We start from the raw sequence: 21,182 nt of genomic DNA on the forward strand, positions 1-21,182 counted from the left end.
AGTGTTTCCGGCGGCCGCCCGCCGGGATGCCGCCCGGGGTTCCAGCGGTCCGTATCCGGACACCGCCGCCGGGCCGCCGCACGCGCGGCCGGGACGCTGACGGAACGCCCGCAAGGGGTGCCGGTTTCCCCTGTGGCGAACAAGCCCCAAATCTGGAACCCGGCCACGTAGCATTCAAAGTACGTCGTAGCTAGGAGTGTGGCGAAATGTTTGAGCGATTTACGGACCGTGCCCGTCGCGTAGTTGTGCTTGCCCAAGAAGAGGCACGCATGCTGAACCACAATTACATTGGTACCGAACACATCCTCTTGGGTCTGATCCATGAAGGTGAAGGTGTTGCGGCCAAAGCCCTTGAGTCCTTGAGCATTTCGCTCGACGGCGTCCGCGAACAGGTGCAGGAGATCATCGGCCAGGGCCAGCAGGCCCCGTCCGGGCACATCCCCTTCACCCCGCGCGCCAAGAAGGTTCTGGAGCTCTCGCTCCGCGAGGCCCTGCAGCTGGGACACAACTACATCGGCACGGAGCACATCCTGCTCGGCCTCATCCGCGAGGGTGAAGGTGTAGCCGCCCAGGTACTGGTCAAGCTCGGCGCTGACCTCAACCGTGTCCGCCAGCAGGTCATCCAGCTGCTTTCGGGCTACCAGGGCAAGGAAACTTCCGGAGCAGGCGTGGGCGCCGGCCAGGCCGAAGGCACTCCTGCCGGTTCCGTCGTCCTGGACCAGTTCGGCCGCAACCTGACCCAGGCCGCGCGCGAGAACAAGCTGGACCCCGTCATCGGACGCGAATCCGAGATGGAACGCGTCATGCAGGTCCTGTCCCGCCGCACCAAGAACAACCCCGTGCTGATCGGCGAGCCCGGCGTTGGCAAGACCGCCGTCGTCGAAGGCCTCGCCCAGGCGATTGTCCGCGGCGACGTTCCGGAAACCATCAAGGACAAGCAGCTGTACACGCTGGACCTCGGGTCCCTCGTGGCAGGCTCCCGCTACCGCGGTGACTTCGAAGAGCGCCTCAAGAAAGTCCTCAAGGAGATCCGCACCCGCGGCGACATCATCCTGTTCATCGATGAGATCCACACCCTGGTGGGTGCCGGTGCCGCCGAAGGTGCAATCGACGCCGCGTCGATCCTGAAGCCCATGCTGGCCCGCGGCGAGCTCCAGACCATTGGCGCCACCACGCTGGACGAGTACCGCAAGCACATCGAGAAGGATGCTGCCCTGGAACGCCGTTTCCAGCCGATCCAGGTCAAGGAGCCCTCCGTCGCCCACGCGATTGAGATCCTCAAGGGCCTCCGCGACCGGTACGAGGCGCACCACCGCGTCACCATCACCGACGGCGCCCTCGCCTCGGCGGCCAGCCTCTCCGAACGCTACATCTCGGACCGCTTCCTGCCGGACAAGGCGATCGACCTGATCGATGAGGCCGGCGCACGGCTGCGCATCCGCCGGATGACCGCCCCGCCGGAGCTCAAGGTCATGGACGAGAAGATCGCCGCCATGAAGCTGGAGAAGGAATCCGCGATTGACGCGCAGGACTTCGAAGGTGCCGCCTCGCTGCGCGACAAGGAGCAGAAGCTCATTGCCGAGCGTGCCGAGAAGGAACGCCAGTGGAAGACCGGCGGCATGGACGACATCTCCGAGGTTGACGAGGACCTGATCGCCGAAGTGTTGGCGAACTCCACCGGCATCCCGGTCTTCAAGCTGACCGAGGAAGAATCCTCGCGCCTGCTGAAGATGGAAGACGAGCTGCACAAGCGCGTCGTCGGCCAGGACGAGGCCATCAAGTCCCTGTCCCAGGCGATCCGCCGCACCCGTGCCGGCCTGAAGGACCCCAAGCGTCCGGGCGGTTCGTTCATCTTCGCGGGCCCCACCGGCGTCGGCAAGACCGAACTCGCCAAGGCGCTGGCCGAATTCCTCTTCGGTGAGGAAGACGCCCTGATCACCCTGGACATGTCCGAGTATTCGGAGAAGCACACGGTGTCGCGGCTCTTCGGTGCCCCTCCGGGCTACGTGGGCTACGAGGAAGGCGGGCAGCTGACCGAGAAGGTCCGCCGCCGTCCGTTCTCCGTGGTCCTGTTCGACGAAGTGGAGAAGGCGCACGCCGACCTCTTCAACTCGCTGCTGCAGATCCTGGAAGACGGCCGACTGACCGACTCCCAGGGCCGCGTGGTGGACTTCAAGAACACCGTGATCATCATGACCACCAACCTCGGCACCCGGGACATCTCCAAGAGTGTTGCCACCGGCTTCCAGTCCGGCACGGACACGCAGACCGGCTACAACCGGATGCGGGCCCGCGTCACGGAGGAGCTCAAGCAGCACTTCCGCCCCGAGTTCCTGAACCGTGTTGACGACGTTGTGGTCTTCCCGCAGCTGACCCAGGACGAGATCATCGAGATCGTGGACATGTTCGTGGCCCGCCTGGAGAAGCGCCTCAAGGACAAGGACATGGGCATCGAGCTCACGCCCGCGGCCAAGGTTCTCCTGGCGACCCGCGGCTACGACCCCGCCATGGGTGCCCGGCCGCTGCGCCGGACCATCCAGCGCGAGATCGAGGACCAGCTCTCCGAGAAGATCCTCTTCGGCGAACTCCACGCCGGCGACATTGTTGTGGTGGATGTGGACGGCGAAGGCGACGACGCCAAGTTCACCTTCGCCGGCAACGCGAAGCCGCGCATCCCGGAGATCGCCCCGAGCGTCTAAGTTCTGCCGCAAGGCCCCGTCTTCCCGGAAGGGAAGGCGGGGCCTTTGCTGTGCGGCCGCCGCCAACAGTGTGAAAGCAGTGTTTCACTGTCGGTGAAATCGGTGTGATCCACTGCACAGGAGGTGTTGAATCGGTGCATGTCTTCCACCGATTCAGAGACCTTGAGCGAAAACCCAGAAACACCCTTCCACGACCTGGACCACTACCTCGCCATCCCGCGTGTCAGCGGCCTGGCGCTGAGTCCCGACGGCAGGCGGCTGGTCACCACGGTGGCCACCCTCAACGCCAAAGGCACCGAGTACGGCACCGCCCTGTGGGAGCTGGACCCGGAAGGGCACAAACAGGCCCGGCGGATTACCCGCAGCGCGAAAGGCGAGGCGGGTGCTTTGTTCGCCGCCAACGGCGACCTGTACTTCACCTCCGCCCGCCCCGACCCGGAAACCTCCGACGCGGACCCCGTGAACGCGTTGTGGATGCTGCCCGCGGACGGCGGCGAGGCACGCGTGGTGCTCACCCGCGCCGGCGGAGTCAGCGGGCTCCTGGCCGCCAAGGACACCGGCGCCCTCTTCGTCAACGCCTCGGTGCTGGCGGGATCGACGGACGAGGACAGCGACGAGGAACGCCGCAAGGCGCGCAAGGACAACAAAGTCGCCGCCATCCTGCACAGCGGCTACCCCGTCCGCTACTGGGACGCTGACCTGGGCCCCGCCCAGCCGAGGCTCTTCGCCGTCGAGCCGGGACCGGAGCCGGAACCCGGCAAGCCCGCAACCGTGGACGCCGCGGCGCCGCTCGCGCTCCGCAACCTCACGCCCGACGCCGGCAGCGGGCTCCGCGACGCGGACGCCGTGGTCAGCCCGGACGGGGCCACCATCTACACCAGCTTCAGCAAGCCGCTGGCCCGCGCCGATTCCCGGTCCGTCCTGGTCGCGATCGACGTCGCCACCGGCACCCGCAGGGTCCTGCTGGACACCGACGGCATGAGCTACTTCCCCGGCCCCGTCAGCCCGGACAACCGGACCCTGGTGGTTATGAGCGAGAGCGACACCGCCCCGGCGGCCGCACCGCAGGTCAAGCTGCACCTGCTGGACGTGTCCGGTAACGTGCCCGCCAGCGGCTCCGCCCTGACGCCCCTCGCGCACGACTGGGACCGCTGGCCGCGGCCTGCCGCGTGGCTCCCGGACGGCTCGGCCGTGCTGGTCACCGCCGACGAGGACGGCGCCTCCCCGGTCTTCCGGATCAGCGTGGGCGCAGACGCGGCAACCGGCGCAGACGGGGCAACCGGCGCAGACGGGGGAACCGGGCAGGTGGTCCGGCTGACCCCGGACGCCGCCGCCTACACCGACGTGGTGGTCGCCCCGGACGGAAAAACCGCCTACGCGCTGCGCAGCTCCTACGAGTTCCCAGCCGAAGCGGTGCGGATCGACCTCGCCGGCGGCGGCGTGGTCCGGCTCCCCGCCCCCGCAGAGCGTCCCCGCTACCAGGGCTCACTGGAGCGGGTGGAGACGGCGGCGGCCGACGGGACCCGCGTGCCGGCCTACCTGGCACTGCCCGAAGGTGCCTCCGCAGGAAACCCGGCACCGCTGCTGCTCTGGATCCACGGCGGCCCCTTGGGCTCGTGGAACGCCTGGACGTGGCGCTGGAACCCGTGGCTGCTGGTGGCCCGCGGCTACGCCGTGCTGCTGCCGGACCCGGCACTGTCCACCGGCTACGGCCAGCACCACATCCAGCGCGGCTGGGGCGAATGGGGCAAAGCCCCCTTCACAGACCTTATGGCCATCACCGACGCCGTGGTGCAGCGGCCGGACATCGACGAGACCCGCACGGCTGCCATGGGCGGCTCGTTCGGCGGCTACATGGCCAACTGGGTGGCCGGCCAGACCGGCCGGTTCAAGGCAATCGTCACCCACGCCAGCCTGTGGGCCCTGGACCAGTTCGGCCCCACCACGGACGCCGCGCAGTACTGGCTCAAGGAAATGACGGCGGACATGGCGCTGGCGAACTCCCCGCACCTGCACGTGGAGAACATCAGCACCCCCATGCTCGTCATCCACGGCGACAAGGACTACCGCGTGCCGATCGGCGAGGGCCTGCGCCTCTGGTACGAACTCCTATCCAAGTCGCAGCTGGCCGCGGACGAAAACGGTGAGACCGAGCACCGCTTCCTCTACTTCCCGGACGAGAACCACTGGATCCTGCAGCCCCAGCACGCCAAGGTCTGGTACGGCGTCGTGGAGCACTTCCTCGCCAGGAACCTGCTCGACAAGGACCTGCCGGTCCCGGCGGAACTGGGTCTCTAGGTTCGCCTTCGGCTCGGAGGCTGGGACATTTACCGCGTGCTCGCTCGTTCCTCGCTTAGACGCACGCTACGTAAATGTCCCAGCCTCCTCCGCCTTGTGCGTCAGTCACCCCGCCCAATCCTCATTCGGAGGGACGACCGGCCCCCACTAGGATTGGGCTGTGACTGAGACAATCCGCATCCGCCCCGCCCGCACCAGCGACGTCGGGGCGATCAAAACCCTGGTGGCGCCCCTGGCCGACCAGCGGATTCTCATGGCCAAGGAAACAGTGGCCTACTACGAAAGCCTGCAGGAGTTCCGGATCGCCGAGTCACCCGAGGGTGAAGTGATCGGCTGCGGAGCGCTGCACGTTATGTGGGAGGACCTCGCCGAAGTGCGCACGCTCGCGGCGTCGGACGCCTGGCGCGGGAAGGGCGTGGGCCACCTGCTGGTGGAGCGGCTGTTGGAGGAAGCCCGCGCCCTGGGCGTCTCCCGCGTGTTCTGCCTGACGTTTGAGGTGGACTTTTTCAAGAAGCACGGGTTTGAGGTCATGGCCGACCAGACCGCCGTCGACCCTGTGGTCTATTCGGAACTCCTTCGCTCCCATGACGAAGGCGTGGCCGAATTCCTGGACCTGGCCCGGGTCAAACCCAACACCCTCGGCAATACCCGGATGATCAAGGTCCTCTGAGGGGTGCCCCTGATAGGGCAACCCGGGCCTTCCCATCAATAAACTTGATGGATAAACTGGCTCCGGTCCAGGGGGTGGACCGCCCAACGTCCGGAGGCAAGAAATTGCACGATCACGCGATTTTTCCAGATTTCTCTGCATTCCAAATGACCGTTGCAGCACCGGCTGCTGGCACCCGGGTGCCCGGTGACCGGATAGAACCGCCGGCAGGCCCGGCGCCGGTCCATCAGCCCCATCCGGGCCCGGGGGCCGGAACCAGCCCGGGCCGCCTCGACGCCCCGCCGTTCTCCTGGCTGGGCAGCGACGCCTGGCCGAGCTTCCCGCCGGGCGGATAAACACGCTGAGGGGCGCCGGACCAGGGGTCGATGGCGGTCCGAGGGAACCCCAAGTTCGGCGTGAGAGGTTGGAAAACCGGAGCCTACCGCTGGCAGGGCCCCGGTAGTAGGGTCTAAGCAAGCAGCCAGGACACCATCCAGGGAGCACAGCCATGAAGAAACTCATCAATGATCCCCGCGCCGTGGTCGACGAGTCAGTGGAGGGTTTCGGGCTTGCCCATGCCGACCTCGTGACCGTCTCTGCGGACCCCGCCTACATCGTGCGCAAAGACGCGCCGGTGGCCGGGAAGGTCGGGCTCGTCTCCGGCGGCGGCAGCGGCCACGAGCCGCTGCACGGCGGCTACGTCGGTATGGGAATGCTCGACGCCGCGGTGCCGGGCGCTGTCTTCACCTCGCCCACGCCGGACCAGATCCTTCCGGCCACCCTCGCCGTCAACTCAGGCGCCGGCGTCGTACATATCGTGAAGAACTACACCGGCGACGTGCTCAACTTCGAGACCGCCGCGGAGCTTGCCCAGGCCGAAGGCGTGGAGGTCCGCACCGTGCTGGTCAACGACGACGTCGCCGTGGAGGATTCGCTGTACACCGCCGGGCGCCGGGGCGTCGGCGGAACGGTTCTGGTGGAGAAGATCGCCGGCGCCGCCGCCGAACGCGGGGACAGCCTGGACGCCGTGGCCGCCGTCGGCGACCGGGTCAACCAGAACGTGCGCAGCATGGGCGTCGCGCTGACGGCCTGCACCGTCCCGCACGCCGGGGCGCCAAGCTTTGTCCTTGAGGAAAACGAAATTGAGATCGGGATCGGCATCCACGGCGAGCCCGGCCGGCACCGCATTGCCATGGAGAACGCGGACGGCATCACCGACCGCCTGCTGGAGCCGGTGGTCAGTGACCTGGGCCTGGCCTCCGGGGACAAGGTGCTCCTGTTCGTCAACGGCATGGGCGGCACCCCGCAGAGCGAGCTCTACATCGTTTACCGCCGGGCGGCGCAGCAGCTGGCCGGGAAGGGCATCACCGTGGCGCGCTCGCTGGTGGGCAACTACATCACCTCCCTCGAAATGCAGGGCTGCTCCATCACCGTCCTGCGCCTCGATGATGAGATGACGGCGCTCTGGGATGCGCCGGTCCACACCCCGGCCCTCCGCTGGGGCGTCTGACCGTGGGGCTGGATGTCCAGTGGGCACTGCGGTGGCTGGCTCTCTCCGCCGAGGCCATGGCGGAGCACCGCGAAGAGCTCATCGAACTGGACCGGCCGATCGGCGACTCGGACCACGGCGAGAACATGGACCGCGGCTTCAAGGCCGTGATGGTCAAGATTGCGGAGGCGCCGCCGGAGACGGCGGGCGCGGCGCTCAAAATGACCGCGATGACCCTGATGTCCAAGGTCGGCGGGGCCGCCGGCCCGCTCTACGGCACCGCGTTCCTCAGGGCTGCCACGGCGCTGGGCGACGCGGATGACATCGACGCCGCCACCCTCGCCGCGGCGTTCCAGGCCGCCAGGGACGGCATTGTGGCCCGCGGCAAGGCGGAATCCGGCGACAAAACGATGGTTGACGCCTGGACGCCGGCCGTCGACGCGGCTGTTGCCGCCGCCGGGAACAGCGATGTGCACAAGGTCCTGGCCGCCGCCGCGGAGGCTGCGGAGGCCGGTGCTGTTTCCACGGACCCCATGCTCGCCCGAAAGGGACGCGCCAGTTATCTGGGGGAGCGGAGCATCGGCCACCGGGATCCCGGTGCGGTGTCCACTGCGCTGATCCTGCGGGCCGCCGTCGGGGCAGCCGGATGACGGTCAAGCTCGTCGTCGTCTCCCATAGTGAAAAAATCGCCGACGGCGCCGTCGAGCTGGCGGCCCAGATGGCCCCCGACGTCCTGATCCTCGCGGCGGGCGGCACCGACGACGGCCGGATCGGCACCAGCCTCGAGCGGGTCATGGCGGCGCTGGAACAGGCGGGGGACGCCAACGCGGACGGCACCGTGGTCCTGACGGACCTGGGGTCGGCCGTGATGACGGCCGAATCCGCCGTGGAATTCCTGGCGGACCCCGCCTCCGTGCTGCTCGCCGATGCGCCCCTCATCGAAGGGCTGGTTGCGGCGGCCGTGGCCGCCCAGACCGGTGCGGACGCCGCGGCCGTCAAGGAAGCGGCGGAGGCTGTTTACCGGCCGCCGGCCGCGCCCGCCCACCCGCACGGGCACCTGGCCGCGGAGGCCACGGGGGACTTCGAGCTCGTCAACCAGGCCGGCATGCACGCCCGCCCGGCAGCGAAAATCGCCGGCGGGCTGTCCGGGATGGACGCCGAGGTGACCATCAACGGCGCCGACGGCGCGTCGATGACGGAGCTGATGATGCTCGGCGCAGTCAAGGGCACGGTGCTGCACGTTGAGGCGAGCGGCCCGGACGCCGCAAAGGCTGTGGACTATTTGCGCGGACTGATCACGGGGGGCTTCGGCGAACCGTAGGCCCGCACCCGCCCCAAAGCGGCAGGATCAGGCGGGAAGCCGGAACCCTGCGGGGTGCAGCTCCGCCAGCCCGTCGCCCAGCAGGCCCGCCAACGCCCGCTCCAGCTGTTCCGGAGCGGGGTTGAGCCGGTGCAGGGCGGCCAGCGGAATGCCGATCCCGGCCGGTTCGAAGCCAAGGTCCGTTGCCGGCTGCCGGAACAGCTCCGCGGCCACCGGCGACTCGGCCTCCCGGAGCACCGCCATGACGGCACCGCGCACCTGGCGGTCCGTGCCGTGCCAGGACTGCCCCTTCGGCGTGTACGTGGGCGGCGGCTCGCCGGCTGCCAGCCAGGCGCAGGAGGCGCTGACCGGGCATTCCCGGCACTTCGGCGATCGCGCCGTGCAGACCAGGGCGCCGAGTTCCATGACGGCGGCGTTCCACCGGACCGACGGGCCGGGCCCGGCAGGCAGCGACTCCGCGGCCAGGCGCATCTCCGCAGCCGTCAGCGCCGGCGACGGGAGGGCGGCGCCGGAGAACAGGCGTGCGTGCACCCGGCGGATATTGGTGTCCACCACCGTTTCCCGGCGTCCGAAGGCGAAGGCGGCGACAGCGGCCGCGGTGTAGCTCCCCACTCCCGGCAGCTCCAGCAGTTCCGCGTACGTTCCGGGGACGTTCCCGCCGTGGTCCGCGCAGATGGCGCCGGCGGCCGCGTGCAGCCGGAGCGCGCGCCGGGGATACCCCAGCCGGCCCCAGGCGCGGACGGCCTCACCGGCGGGCTCCCGGGCCAGGTCGGACGGCTCCGGCCAGCGCCGCAGCCACTCCTCCCAGACGGGCTGGACGCGCACCACCGGTGTCTGCTGCAGCATGACCTCGCTCACCAGCACGCCCCACGGCGTGCAGTCGGCATCCCGCCACGGGAGATCGCGGGCGTTCGCGGCAAACCAGTCGGCCAGGGCCTCGTGGATGGCGGGCAGCGGCAGGGGAGCGGGCTGGTCCGCCGGGCGGCGCGCGGCAGCGGCGGGGGAAGGGGAAGCGGGGGCAACGGCGGGAGCTTTGATGGATTCAGCCTAATAGATGAGGGCCACAGTCCGCCTGCGGCGTGGGAGGGCCGCATACCCGGCCCGGTTCTCTAGCCTAGAAGGATGGGCACGCATGAGAATTCAGGATCCCGCGGGTCGAGGGCATCCGGCAGCGGGTCCGCCGCAGGCCGCAGCCCCTCCGGCCCGTCGGCAGGCAAGCCCCCGCGCAAGCCGGCGCCCCAGCCTGCCCGCAAGCCGGCCCGCAAACCTTTCCGGAAGCCGGTGAGCCCCGTCTACCGCCGCCGCCGGCTGTTCGTGGGCGCCGCCCTGCTCCTGGTCATCGCCGTAGCCATCGGCGGATTCGCCGCCGTCTCCAGCGTCCTCAACGGCGGCCAGTCCGGCTCGGGCGGGGTAACGTCACCCGCCGGGCAGGAATCGGGACCCGCCGTCGGCCCGCAACCCACAGCATCCCCTTCGGCCACCCCGTCGGCCACGCCGGAGGGCAACGGCTGCGAGCGGAACCTCGTGACCGTGACCGCAGCGACGGACAAGACTGTCTATGCGGCCGGTGAGAATCCCCTCCTCACGCTGAAGGTGACCAACGGCAACCGGGTCCCGTGCGAGATCAATATGGGGACGTCGCAGATGGAATTCCTGGTCACCAGCGGCTCGGACCGGATCTTTTCCTCCACGGACTGCCAGGCGGACGCCACCGACCTGGTAAAGACCATCGCACCGGGCCAGAGTGAAACCGCAAACTTCCCGTGGCAGCGCAACCGCACGGTCCAGGGCTGCACCCCGATCGACGCCAAGCCCGGGGCGGGCGGGGCGTACTACGTGTTCACCGCACGGCTGGCGGACAAGACCAGCCCCAAGGCCGTCTTCCAGCTCGACTGACCGGCAATTAACTGACAGGGAATCAGAGGAAGCGGTCCAGCAGGCTTGCCTCGGCCATCCGGCTCAGGCCCTCCCGGACCGTCCTGGCGCGCTGGTCGCCGATGCCGTCGACCGTCATGAGGTCATCGATCGTGGCGGCCATTAGGAACTGGAGCCCGCCGAAGTGGTCCACCAGGCGGTCGGCGACGGCCTTCGGCACCGCCTTCAGGCCGGAAAGCAGCCGGTAGCCGCGCGGCTGGACCACAGCGTCCAGGTTGGCCTCGCCCCCGGCGAAGCCGACGATCCCTGCGATCTTGCCGAGGTCGATAAGCTCCGTGGGGCCGAGGTTCACCAGTGCTTTCACTGCACGGTCAATGTCCTCGGCGGAAGCATCCGGGCCGGAGTAGTCGCGGATGATCACGTCGCTGCCGGGGCCCCGGCCGACGGTCAGCTCGTCGAGCTGGAGGGAAAGCAGCCGGCCGTCCTCGCCGAGCTCCAGCACATACTGCGAGATTTCCTCGGAAATCCGCCGGACCATCTCCTGGCGCTGCAGGGTCACGGCTACATCGCGGACCGTCACCATGGCCTCGATTTCCAGCGCGGACAGGGAACTGGTCACCTGGTCGAGGCGGGAGCGGTAGCGTTCCAGGGTGGCCAGGGCCTGGTTGGCGCGGGCCAGGACCTTCTCCGAGCCCTCCAGGACGTGCCGCAGCCCGTTCACGTAGAGGGCGATGATCTGCATGGACTGGCTGACCGAAATCACCGGGACGCCGGTCTGGATGGCCACCCGCTCGGCCGTGCGGTGCCGGGTGCCGGATTCCTGGGTTTCGATGCTGGAGTCGGGCACCAGCTGGACGGCCGCGCGCAGGATGTTGCTCGCGTCCTTGTCGCAGATGATGGCGCCGTCCATTTTGGCCAGTTCGCGCAGCCGGGTGGGAGAGAAATCGATCCCGATCTCGAAGCCGCCGGAGCAGATGGATTCGATGGTCCGGTCCATGCCCAGCACGATCAGCGCGCCCGTCCGCCCGCGGAGGATGCGCTCCAGGCCGTCGCGGAGGGCGGTACCCGGTGCCACCCGGCCCAGAGTCGCCTTGAGTGCGTCTTCAGGGCTCCGAGCCATAGACATTCCCTTCAAAGGTGCGGGCATCAGCCTGCAAGTGCACCGGTTGCCAGTGGTCTTCCGGTGTTTTACCCGTGTTTTACCAGTGGTGCCGGCAGGATCAAAAGTACTCGGTTCCCCGCTCTCACCATAGTAGAGGTAAAGCAGGCCAACTTCCGCACGGACAAGCCCCAAAGTGGCCCACTGCGACGTTCCACCGGACGCTTCCGGACTGCTCCCGCGGGGCCGTTCCCAAACCGCACTTTTGCCCCCATGATTCCGCCGGCCCGGCCCGGCCCGGCCCGGCCCGGCCCGGCCCGGCCCGGCCCGGCCCGGTCCGGTACGGCTGCAACCGTGCGCTGCGGGTAGTCGAAGGCCCGGGTCAGACCCTGACGCTGCCGGCGCAGGCTCATGGCCGCGAAAAGACAACTGATCCCGGCGGTCCTGACGCCGAATTATGAATCCGGGTTGAATGGACACAGCCTAATCACGCTGCGGTGTTGTGGTGTTGGGGGTGGAAGTAGTGGTTGCGGCGGGGTGTTTGGTGGGGGTCGATGTGGGGTGGCGGTTTGCGGGCGTAAGTGTTGCCGGCTTTGGTGATGGGTCCTTGGTGGCGGGATTGGCCGGAGGAGTTCTCGCTGGGGACCAGCCCGAGGTAGGAGCCGATCGATGAACCGGTGAAGCGGGTCCAGTCCCCGATTTCCGCCGCGAGACCGAACGCGGTCGTGATGCGGATGCCACGCAGGCACATCAATGCCTCAATCACGGAGGTGTAGCGGCAGGCCGCGGCCGTGGCGGCGACCTGCCTATCGATCCTCTTAAGGTGTCCGGCGAGGAGTTCAGCCTGCTCGACGTCGGTCTCGTAGGTGAATTGCAGTGCCGGTTCGGTGAAGCGTTGGCGGTGCAGCCAGAGGCCGTGTTCCTTTGTCCACCTGGTCTCGTTGGGGTAGCGGATGCCGTGGCGCAGCAGGATGGCGTTCACGTGCTGGCGGGCGTGCGCGAGGTCCTTGGCCGTGCCCGAGCGGAGCCTGGACAGGTCCCTGAGGGCCTCTTCCTCCGGGTCCGGGATCCGAACCTCGGTGACTGAACCGACCGCGAGCATTTCGGCCAGCGCCCGGGCGTCACGCCGGTCGGTCTTGATCCGGTCCCCGGGTGCGCGGAGCAGTTTCGAGGACGCCGCGATCACGCAGTCGATTCCCGCGGCCCGCAGGTACCGGGCCAGGACGAACCCGGTGGGGCCGGATTCGTAGACGACCTTGACCGGCGCCTCTAACCGGCGAATCCACTCCAGCACCATGGCCGGGTCAGCGCCCATGGTGTGCTTGTTGATTTCTCCGGTGTCCGGGTTCAGCGCGTGGCCTACGACGTTGACCGCGTGAACATCCAGACCAATGAAAGTATGCTCAAACATAGCCGGGACCTCCCAAACTTCGCATGTGGCACTACCATTGCATCCCCAAGAAGCCGCAAGGCCAAGGGATCCGTCAATGGCAACCCACGGACCCTGTGAAACAGAAGGCCCCGGCCTCTTGCCGTCATCTCGCCCCGTCCGGGACACAGGACATCACCGCCGGGATCAAGGCCCGCAGCGCCGCCCACGCAGACGGGCCACCGAATAGACCAAAGCCGGCGCTGCAGGGACCGCCCGGCGATAATGGCCGGTCCCGAACGCGGCAGGGCCCTGACCCCTCACGTCATATCGTCTAGCTGTACTGCCCAGGGACGTTGGTTCGGTGAATGTGATGACTCGCTGGAGTCGTTGACCTAAAGGTGAGGACCTCCGGTTGCACAGTGGAGTTGCTTAGACAACCGCTGAGGCGACCAGGAGGTCCTCAATGTCCCACGCTAATGCTGCATTGACTCCACGCCAACGTTTACGCGTTGCGCGTTTGATCGTTGACCACGGCTGGCCGGTTACGCGGGCTGCCGAACAGTTCAACTGTTCCTGGCCGACGGCCAAACGATGGGCTGCCCGCTACGCCGCGATGGGTGAGGCCGGCATGGCGGATAGATCCTCGCGCCCTCACCGGGTGACGAACCGGACGCCGCAGCAGCTCGTGCGCAAGGTCGTGCACTTACGCTGGAAGCAACGGCTGGGGCCGGTCGCGATCGGAGCGAAGCTGGCCATGCCGGCATCGACCGTTCACGCCGTCCTGGTCCGGTGCCGGCTGAACCGCCTACATCATGTGGACAAGCGCACCGGGGAAGTCATCCGCCGCTACGAGCATGAGATTCCCGGAGCGATGATCCACGTCGATGTGAAGAAACTCGGCAACATCCCGAACGGGGGCGGCTGGCGCTACGTCGGCAAGCAACTGGGCCACCGGAACCGTGCAACGACACCAGCCAGAACGGGCAGCCGCAGCCACCCGGTCATCGGCACGGCCTACGTCCACACGGTCATCGACGACCACTCCCGGGTCGCCTATGCAGAGATCCACGGCGACGAAACAGCGGCCACCGCAGTCGGAGTGCTGAGGCGTGCAGTGTCCTGGTTTGCCGCCCGCGGCGTCACCGTCGAGCGGGTTCTCTCCGACAACGGATCGGCCTACAAATCCCACCTCTGGCGTGACACCTGCCGCGAGCTGGACATCAAGGCAAAGAAGACCCGGCCCTATCGCCCGCAGACCAACGGAAAGATCGAACGCTTCCACCGAACCCTCGCCGACGGGTGGGCATTCAAGCGCTTCTACGCCTCGGAATCAGCCCGCAGAAACGCCCTTCCGGCATGGCTTCACCACTACAATCACCACAGGCCCCACACCGCAATCGGAGGCCACCCGCCCATCAGCCGCTTAACCAACCTGCCTGGGCAGTACAGCTAGCTGTTGATACGGGTTCTCGGCTCGAGCCGCTAGGGATCCCTGCCGGCTGCCGGCTTGCGTATAGTGCAGGTTTTCGGCTGAGCCTTGTGGGTGGAGCTGGTTATCCGGCTGCTGGTTCGGGTTCTTGGCTGGACTCTCCTGGTGGTCCGTCGCCTGTTGATGCGGTTCTCGACTGACCCTCGGGGGCGGATCCGGCAAGCCGGCCACTGGTTCAGGTTCCCGACTGGACTGTCCCGAGCCGCTCATTCCGCCCGGTTGTTGACGCTGTTCCCCGCTGCGCCTCGCCCGCGAGACATGCTGCTTGCCCTCTGATGCGGTTCATCGCTGCCCCCTTGGCGGTTCCTACCCGCGGGCTTCTGGTGCGGTTTTCAGCTGGCCCCGAATGATCTGCGCCTCCGAGCAAATTTCTGCTAGTCATCCGGGGGCAGACTCCACCCGTGAAGTCTGCCCCCGCGGAGATGAACCAACCGGACTGGCTGGACACGGCCTTGTTCAGGCTGCGGTGCCGAGATCTACGGGGTGGAAGTAGTGGTTGCGGCGGGGTTTTTGGTGGGGGTCGATGTGGGGTGGCGGGATGAACCAGGGGATGCCGGTGTGGAGTTGGATGGTCCATTGTTCTTTGTGGATCAGGTGGTGGTGGCGTGAGCAGAGCATGACGCCGTTGTCGGTGCCGGTGGTGCCGCCGCGGGACCAGTAGGTGATGTGGTGGGCCTCGCACCAGGTGGCGGGGATGGTGCAGCCGGGGAACGCGCAGCCGAGGTCGCGGGCGGTAAGGGCTTTGCGGATGTGGGGCGGGAAGATCCGGGAGGTGCGGCCGATGTCGAGGATCCGGCCGGTTCCGCCGAGAAGGACCGGGATGATGTCAGCGTCGCAGGCGATTTTCCGGACCGTGGAGGCGGTCACGGGGCCAGTGAACAGCATGGTCCCGGTGTTCCCGGTGTTCCCGAGGCTTTCGAGGCGGGCGAGGAGGTCCCGGTAGTCGATGGTGACCATGACCTGGGGCCGGAGCCCGCCGGTCGCGGGCAGCCCGCCGGCGGCCAGCCCGGCTTTGCAGCCGCCGACGAGGCCGTCGAGGCGTTTCTGCGGCTGGGTGCGGAGGTCGAGCGGGACACCGTCACCGGCACCCCCGTCCGCGGCATCGGCTCCCGTGCCGGTGGCGCGGGGGTTGGTGCCGGTGTTCATGACGGTCAGGAGCTGTTCGAACTGTTCGGGAGTTGCGAAGATCTCCAGATGGTGCAGGCCGTGGCGGGGTTTGCGGATGAAGGCGCCTTGGAGTTGGCGGAGGAGTTCCTCGGACGGTTCGGCCCCGTCCTGATCGAGCGCATCAACCCATTTCCGCGCCACCCGGGCCAGGAAATCCGCATCGTCCTCCACCGCGACCCGGGTCAGGGCGTGCTCCATCCGGTCCGCGGCCTCCGGAGAGCACGTATGCCGGACCCGGTCCAGGGCCAGGGTGATGATGGTCGCGGACCGGGAGCCGACCTCCCCGGCCGCGACGGCGGCACCGAGTTCCCCGCGCACCGCAGGCAACACTTCACCCGTGAAGCCCTGCCGCGGCAACAGACTCTCGGACAGGGCCAGCCGGCGGCGGGCCTCCGCGGCGCTGATCCGCAACCGCGCCCGCAAGAACTCTGTGGTGTTCCGATACCCGTCATCCACCACCGCAGCCGCAGCCTCATCGTCCGCGGACATGGAAGCCCCAGCAACGGTCCCGGCGTCGGACCCGGACTTCGCGGGCAAATCACCGGAACCCTCTACCGCTGACGGGGTCCCATAGCCCGAATCATCACGCCAGCCGGCCGGCGCACCGGGTGCAGCATCCGTCATCGCGGGCGTCGTCCGGCTACCCGGATCGTCGCGCCAGCCCGTGGTCCACGAGGTATTGGCCTTCGCTGCGGCGGCCTGCTTCCTGGTCCGCTCCACGGCCCCGGCCGCGGCGATCTGCAAATGCTCGATGTGCCGCGACGCCTCCTCCACCCGCCCGGCGACATCCGACGCCTCCCGGAACCCCCACGACGCGGAATCCCCTGCCGCCCGCGACCCCGCATCCCGCAGGAGCTCCAAGGCCGCATCCACCGCCTCCGCGACGCTCAAGCGGCCCGCACCGGAGTCCCCGGCCGGAAGGTCACTCCGGCCTGCGTCTTCAACGGTGTTGAAATCAATGGTGATGAAATCCTGGGAGGCTTTCATGGAACCATTCCATCAAGGACCACTGACATTCTTTGCGGTCCCGCGAAACATCCCAGAACACCGGGGCGGCTACTCGCACGGCCAGCGAAATCCGCGCCGGCGCCGCTGTCCACGCCGCTGTCCACGCCGGAGGTCCTGCCCGGAGCGCGCCCCAGCCCGCGCTTCGCAGCGCCGGCACGGGCTGCGATAAACTTGGAGTCTGTGGGTCCACCGGCCGCCCGGCGCCCCACCCCGGCCCTTCACCCCACCAACCACTCCAATGCAGCAGCGAAAGTAGCCCCGTGTCTCAAGAAGTCCTTAGCCCCGCCCGAGTCCAGGAGATTCACAAGCAGGCGGCCCGGCGTCGGACTTTCGCGGTCATTTCGCACCCCGACGCCGGCAAGTCCACCCTGACCGAGGCGCTCGCGCTGCACGCGAAGGTGATCGGCACCGCCGGCGCCTCCAGCGGCAAGGCCAACCGCAAGGAAACGGTCTCGGACTGGATGCAGATGGAGAAGGACCGCGGCATCTCGATCAGCTCCGCGGCCCTGCAGTTCGCCTACCGGGACACGGTCATCAACCTGCTGGACACCCCCGGCCACGCCGACTTCTCCGAGGACACCTACCGGGTGCTGGCCGCCGTCGACTGTGCCGTGATGCTGGTCGACGCCGCCAAGGGCCTGGAAACCCAGACCATGAAGCTCTTCGAGGTCTGCAAACAGCGCAACCTGCCCATCATCACCGTGATCAACAAGTGGGACCGCCCGGGCCTCGACGCGCTGGCCCTCATGGACGAGATCACCGAACGCACCGGCCTCCAACCGATGCCGCTGACCTGGGCTGTTGGCATTTCCGGCGACTTCCGCGGCGTCTGGGACCTGCGCAACGACCGGTTCGCCCAGTTCAAGCGCAACAACGCCGGCGCCAACATTGCCCTCACCGAGTACTTCACCCCGGAGGAAGCCGCGGCCAGCCAGGGCGACGACTGGTCAAACGCCGTGGACGAGGCCGGGCTGGTCATCGAGTCCAACCTGGCGTTCGACGTCGACGCCTTCCACGCCGGCAAAGCCACTCCCATCCTCTTCAGCTCCGCCGCATTGAACTTCGGGGTGAAGGAAATCCTGGACGCCCTGGTGGACTTCGCGCCGCCCGCCGCCCCGCGGCCCGACGTCGACGGTGACCCGCGGCCCGTCGACGCGCCCTTCGCCGGGTTCGTATTCAAGGTCCAGGCCGGTATGAACAAGGCGCACCGGGACCATGTCGCCTTCATCCGGGTCTGCTCCGGCGTCTTCGAGCGCGGCATGGTGGTCACCCAGTCCCGGACCGGAAAGTCGTTCGCCACCAAATACGCCCAGCAGGTCTTCGGCCGGGAACGCGAGGTCATTGACGAGGCCTTCCCCGGCGACGTCGTGGGCCTGGTGAACGCCTCCTCGCTGCGGGTGGGCGACAGCCTGTTCCTGGAACAGCCGGTGGAATTCCCCGCCATCCCGCTGTTCGCCCCGGAGCACTTCCAGGTGGCGCGCTCCAAGGACCCCAGCCGCTTCAAGCAATTCCGCCGCGGCATCGAGCAACTGGAGCACGAGGGTGTTATCCAGGTCCTCCGCTCGGACGTCCGCGGCGACCAGGCCCCGGTGCTGGCCGCCGTCGGGCCCATGCAGTTCGAAGTGGTGGAAGACCGGATGGCGCACGATTTCAGTGCGCCGATGCGGCTGGAACGTCTGCCCTACTCCATCGCCAGGATCTCGACGGCGGAAGCCATGCCTGCGCTGGCCAATGTGCCTGGCGCCGAGGTGCTGCTGCGGTCCGACGGCGAGTACCTGGCCCTGTTCAACGACGTCTGGGCCCTGCGCCGGATCGAGAAGAACCACCCGGACCTGACCCTGCTGCCGATCGGCACGCACAACCCCGCCAAGTAACGGCCGGGCTCCCGCCCGGCCGGGGGAGCCGGCCGGGGAAACGAACTTCCTGAATCCGCTTTCCGCGGTACCATAAGTAGCCTTGCTACTTTGGGGGCGCCGGCCGACTGTGCCGGCTTGAAGGACTGATCTGTCCGATTCCACGTGCGGACCCGTAACAAGGGAACAAGACAACTCGTTGACGACGACACCTATGGAATCCGGCTTTCTGCTCAGCGGACGGTACCGGATCGGAGCTTCCATTGGCAGGGGAAGCCAATCAACGGTTTACAGCGCCTACGACGAGCTGCTGCAGCGCGACGTGGCGGTCAAACTCTTCCGCAGTGACGCCGGCGATCTCGACCACACCCGGCGGCAGGGCCAGGAAGTGCGGATTCTCGCCGGAATGAGCCACCACGCCCTGGTGACGCTGTTCGACGCCGGGGCCGACCTCAGCGATCCCGAGTCGCGGCGGACTTACCTCGTGATGGAACTCGTGCGCGGGCAGGACCTGCGCCACCGGGCCGTCCAAGGCCCGCTGTCCGCAGCGCACATGGCCCATATCGGCTATGACCTCGCTGACGGGCTCTCCTACATCCACCACCACGGGATTGTGCACCGCGACATCAAACCGGCGAACATCCTGCTGGTGGACTACAGCAGCGACGACCGGCGCCCCCGGGCCAAGCTCACCGACTTCGGCGTCGCGGCCATTATGGGACACAACCGCTCGGACGACGACGGCGGCACATCGGGGACGCCCGCCTACCTGAGTCCGGAGCAGGCCAGCGGCGGACCTGCCGGCCCGGCCAGCGACATCTACTCGCTCGGGCTGGTGCTGCTCGAAGGACTGACCGGAAAGATGGCCTACCCGGGCGCACCGATCCAGTCGGCAGTCGCGCGGCTGCTGCACGATCCCCAGATCCCGGAGGAGCTGGCACCCATGTGGGTGGCGCTGCTGTCCTCCATGCTGTCCCGCGACCCGGCCGCCCGGCCGCAGGCGCGGGAGGTGTCCCTCGCCCTGCGCCAGGAAGTCATCAACGGCGCCGGCCGCCACCGGCAGCACCCTGCGGCGCCGGCCGACGAAGCAGGCCGGATGCGCGCCGTCGAGCGCTACCGGATCCTCGACACCCCCGCAGACGGCGCCTTCGACCGGATCGCGGCGCTCGCCGCCCGCGTCTTCTCGGTGCCGGTTGCGATCGTCAGCGTGGTGGACCACGACCGGATCTGGTTCAAGGCCCACCACGGCACGGACGTTGCCCAGATCGGCAGGGATCCGGGACTCTGCGCCTCGGCGATCCTGCAGGACGGGCCCTGGATTATCGAGGACGCCGCGCGGGACGCGCGGACGCTCGCCAACCCGCTCGTGGCCGGCGAGTTCGGACTGCAGTTCTATGCCGGGGTACCGCTGCGCACCCCGGACGGCCACAACCTCGGCACGTTCTGCATCCTGGACCGGGAGCCGCGGGAATTCAGCCCGGAGGACACTAAGACGCTCGAGGACCTGGCCGCCATTGTCATGAACGACCTGGAGATGCGCCTGCAGAGCCGCCAGGCAATCGCCAGCTGAGTCCGCCGCCGCGGTCCGCTTAACGCTTACTCTGTTTAACGCCTGCTCTGTTCAACGCTTTCCAGCGTGGAGGGCCAGTTCCAGCTCGAACCGCGCCCTGGGATCCTCCAGGGCGTCGCCGAACAACTCCCGCAGCTGCGTGGCCCGGTAACCCACTGTCTGCGGGTGGATCCCGAGCTCCGCGGCCACCGGCGCGCGCTGGCCCCAGTGGCGCAGCCAGGACAGCAGCGTCTCCGCCAGGCGTTCCCGCTGGGCCGGACGCAGGCCTTCCAGGGGTGCCAGCCGGCGGTTGGCCAGTTCGGTGATGGCGGACGGTTCCGAGCCCAGGACCACCTCGGCCAGGTGCTCGTCGGCCCAGACGGGCGGATCGTCCGGGCCTTCGCGGGGTGGCAGCACCGAGGCCGCGAGCACCGCCAGGCGCAGCGAATCAGGAACCTTCTCCCAGCCTCCGGCCGGGCCCACGGCGGCCCCGCGGCCGCGCAGCGCCTTATCCAGGTCCGCCCGCGCGGACTTGGTCTTCCGGGCCGGGACCAGGGCCACAACGTCGGTTTCGCGTTCGATGACCAGCGTGCCCGGCCCCAGCCGGAGCCGCAGCCCCGCGGACCGGTCCACCGGCAGCGTCACCACCGCCATGCGCTGCGGCAGGGACCAGTCCGCCATCGCCGCCTTCTGCCGCAGGGCCGCTTCGTCCGCCTGGCCGCGCAGGAGCAGGTCCAGCAGTTCGGTGCGGCGGCGGTCCACCGCGCCGGCGCGTTCGGACTGTTCAAAGGCATACGCCTCGGCGCTCACGGCGGACAGTTCGTCGATGTAGGCCAGGATGGATTCGCCCAGATCCACCACCACGCTTTGTCCCAGATGGTGCTCCACTGAGACCCTGGACATCTCGCGGAACGTCACCCGGGCGCCCATCCGGTAGGCGCTCAGCAGCGCATCCATGCTGCGGCCCTGGCGGAATTCGCCGCTACCGAGTCCCGCCACGAGCTGCCGGCTCTCCTCGGAAAGCGCCGGCAGCCGGGTGGCCGGCAGCTGCAGGAAGCGGTCCAGGGCGGCTGCCACGCCGCGGCGCAGCCCCCGCCCAAAACGGCCTTCGATGGGCCTGGCATAGGCCGGCACCAGCTGCGGGACGGCGTCGATGATGGCCTCGACGATCCCGGGCATCATCGGCCGGAGCACGTCGCTGACCTCACGGGGGAGGGCCAGCCACGGGGGATCGTAGGCGGGGGAGTCCGGGGTGCTGCTCGGGGTGGCGTTCATGGGCTGGTTCCAAAAAGTTGTTGTTGGGCGATAGTTTCT

General features: G+C 68.2%; 15 protein-coding genes. 10 read left to right on the plus strand and 5 right to left on the minus strand.

Annotated elements, in window-relative coordinates; all coding sequences use genetic code 11:
- The first annotated feature begins 206 nt into the window (after window positions 1–206).
- The 6 genes from AR539_RS03135 to dhaM all read left to right on the plus strand — a co-directional run bounded on the left by AR539_RS03135 (window position 207) and on the right by dhaM (window position 8,456).
- On the plus strand, window positions 207–2,699 hold the full coding sequence (locus AR539_RS03135) for an ATP-dependent Clp protease ATP-binding subunit (protein ID WP_066432469.1): 2,493 nt from the start codon (window positions 207–209) through the stop codon (window positions 2,697–2,699).
- 138 nt (window positions 2,700–2,837) lie between these two features.
- On the plus strand, window positions 2,838–4,997 hold the full coding sequence (locus tag AR539_RS03140; RefSeq protein ID WP_197410539.1) for a S9 family peptidase: 2,160 nt from the start codon (window positions 2,838–2,840) through the stop codon (window positions 4,995–4,997).
- 160 nt (window positions 4,998–5,157) lie between these two features.
- Complete coding sequence (locus tag AR539_RS03145) at window positions 5,158–5,667, plus strand: amino-acid N-acetyltransferase (protein ID WP_066432473.1); 510 nt, start codon at window positions 5,158–5,160, stop codon at window positions 5,665–5,667.
- A 487-nt stretch (window positions 5,668–6,154) separates the two neighbouring features.
- Window positions 6,155–7,156: a dihydroxyacetone kinase subunit DhaK gene (dhaK, locus tag AR539_RS03150; RefSeq protein ID WP_066432475.1), complete on the plus strand. Its 1,002-nt coding sequence runs from the start codon at window positions 6,155–6,157 to the stop codon at window positions 7,154–7,156.
- A gap of 2 nt (window positions 7,157–7,158) precedes the next feature.
- Window positions 7,159–7,785, plus strand: a complete 627-nt coding sequence (gene dhaL, locus AR539_RS03155; protein WP_066432477.1) for a dihydroxyacetone kinase subunit DhaL — start codon at window positions 7,159–7,161, stop codon at window positions 7,783–7,785.
- Window positions 7,782–8,456 (plus strand): dihydroxyacetone kinase phosphoryl donor subunit DhaM, encoded by a 675-nt coding sequence (gene dhaM / locus AR539_RS03160; protein WP_066432479.1) that lies wholly within the window; start codon window positions 7,782–7,784, stop codon window positions 8,454–8,456. Before dhaL ends, dhaM begins: the two co-directional genes overlap by 4 nt.
- Before the next feature lie 27 nt (window positions 8,457–8,483).
- Here the strand turns inward: dhaM and AR539_RS03165 are convergent, their stop codons facing one another.
- Window positions 8,484–9,320 carry an A/G-specific adenine glycosylase gene (locus AR539_RS03165; protein WP_331457463.1) on the minus strand — a complete coding sequence of 279 codons (837 nt, stop codon included), beginning with the start codon at window positions 9,318–9,320 and terminating at the stop codon, window positions 8,484–8,486.
- Between the two features lie 258 nt (window positions 9,321–9,578).
- Between AR539_RS03165 and AR539_RS03170 the strand changes: the two genes are divergently transcribed.
- The gene (locus AR539_RS03170; RefSeq protein WP_331457464.1) at window positions 9,579–10,352 is read left to right on the plus strand and encodes a hypothetical protein; all 774 of its coding nucleotides are present in this window, start codon (window positions 9,579–9,581) and stop codon (window positions 10,350–10,352) included.
- 22 nt (window positions 10,353–10,374) lie between these two features.
- Here the strand turns inward: AR539_RS03170 and disA are convergent, their stop codons facing one another.
- Together disA and AR539_RS03180 are read right to left on the minus strand one after the other, a co-directional pair.
- Window positions 10,375–11,451: a DNA integrity scanning diadenylate cyclase DisA gene (disA, locus tag AR539_RS03175; RefSeq protein WP_066432483.1), complete on the minus strand. Its 1,077-nt coding sequence runs from the start codon at window positions 11,449–11,451 to the stop codon at window positions 10,375–10,377.
- Between the two features lie 466 nt (window positions 11,452–11,917).
- Complete coding sequence (locus AR539_RS03180) at window positions 11,918–12,841, minus strand: IS110 family transposase (protein ID WP_066432484.1); 924 nt, start codon at window positions 12,839–12,841, stop codon at window positions 11,918–11,920.
- Window positions 12,842–13,265: 424 nt separating this feature from the next.
- On the opposite strand from AR539_RS03180, the gene AR539_RS03185 reads away from it, so the two are divergent.
- On the plus strand, window positions 13,266–14,255 hold the full coding sequence (locus AR539_RS03185; protein WP_066432485.1) for an IS481 family transposase: 990 nt from the start codon (window positions 13,266–13,268) through the stop codon (window positions 14,253–14,255).
- A 492-nt stretch (window positions 14,256–14,747) separates the two neighbouring features.
- On the opposite strand, the gene AR539_RS03190 is transcribed toward AR539_RS03185, so the two are convergent.
- Window positions 14,748–16,445, minus strand: coding sequence for an HNH endonuclease signature motif containing protein (locus AR539_RS03190; protein WP_082699167.1), 1,698 nt, complete (start codon window positions 16,443–16,445; stop codon window positions 14,748–14,750).
- A gap of 281 nt (window positions 16,446–16,726) precedes the next feature.
- Between AR539_RS03190 and AR539_RS03195 the strand changes: the two genes are divergently transcribed.
- Window positions 16,727–18,340 (plus strand): peptide chain release factor 3, encoded by a 1,614-nt coding sequence (locus AR539_RS03195; RefSeq protein WP_066432487.1) that lies wholly within the window; start codon window positions 16,727–16,729, stop codon window positions 18,338–18,340.
- 193 nt (window positions 18,341–18,533) lie between these two features.
- On the plus strand, window positions 18,534–19,889 hold the full coding sequence (locus AR539_RS19790) for a protein kinase domain-containing protein (RefSeq protein ID WP_066432488.1): 1,356 nt from the start codon (window positions 18,534–18,536) through the stop codon (window positions 19,887–19,889).
- A gap of 51 nt (window positions 19,890–19,940) precedes the next feature.
- On the opposite strand, the gene AR539_RS03205 is transcribed toward AR539_RS19790, so the two are convergent.
- Window positions 19,941–21,143, minus strand: coding sequence for a PucR family transcriptional regulator (locus AR539_RS03205; protein ID WP_066432490.1), 1,203 nt, complete (start codon window positions 21,141–21,143; stop codon window positions 19,941–19,943).
- Window positions 21,144–21,182 lie beyond the last annotated feature (39 nt).

The sequence above is a fragment of the Arthrobacter sp. EPSL27 genome (genome assembly GCF_001512305.1).
Classification (GTDB): Bacteria; Actinomycetota; Actinomycetes; order Actinomycetales; family Micrococcaceae; genus Arthrobacter.

What these genes read in the sequence shown, in the direction of transcription:
- disA (WP_066432483.1), bottom strand. Translation starts at nt 11,451, where the DNA reads ATGGCTCGGAGCCCTGAAGACGCACTCAAGGCGACTCTGGGCCGGGTG.
- AR539_RS03190 (WP_082699167.1), bottom strand. Translation starts at nt 16,445, where the DNA reads ATGAAAGCCTCCCAGGATTTCATCACCATTGATTTCAACACCGTTGAA.
- AR539_RS19790 (WP_066432488.1), top strand. Translation starts at nt 18,534, where the DNA reads ATGGAATCCGGCTTTCTGCTCAGCGGACGGTACCGGATCGGAGCTTCC.
- AR539_RS03205 (WP_066432490.1), bottom strand. Translation starts at nt 21,143, where the DNA reads ATGAACGCCACCCCGAGCAGCACCCCGGACTCCCCCGCCTACGATCCC.
- dhaM (WP_066432479.1), top strand. Translation starts at nt 7,782, where the DNA reads ATGACGGTCAAGCTCGTCGTCGTCTCCCATAGTGAAAAAATCGCCGAC.
- AR539_RS03135 (WP_066432469.1), top strand. Translation starts at nt 207, where the DNA reads ATGTTTGAGCGATTTACGGACCGTGCCCGTCGCGTAGTTGTGCTTGCC.
- AR539_RS03140 (WP_197410539.1), top strand. Translation starts at nt 2,838, where the DNA reads ATGTCTTCCACCGATTCAGAGACCTTGAGCGAAAACCCAGAAACACCC.
- dhaK (WP_066432475.1), top strand. Translation starts at nt 6,155, where the DNA reads ATGAAGAAACTCATCAATGATCCCCGCGCCGTGGTCGACGAGTCAGTG.
- AR539_RS03170 (WP_331457464.1), top strand. Translation starts at nt 9,579, where the DNA reads ATGGGCACGCATGAGAATTCAGGATCCCGCGGGTCGAGGGCATCCGGC.
- AR539_RS03185 (WP_066432485.1), top strand. Translation starts at nt 13,266, where the DNA reads ATGTCCCACGCTAATGCTGCATTGACTCCACGCCAACGTTTACGCGTT.
- AR539_RS03180 (WP_066432484.1), bottom strand. Translation starts at nt 12,841, where the DNA reads ATGTTTGAGCATACTTTCATTGGTCTGGATGTTCACGCGGTCAACGTC.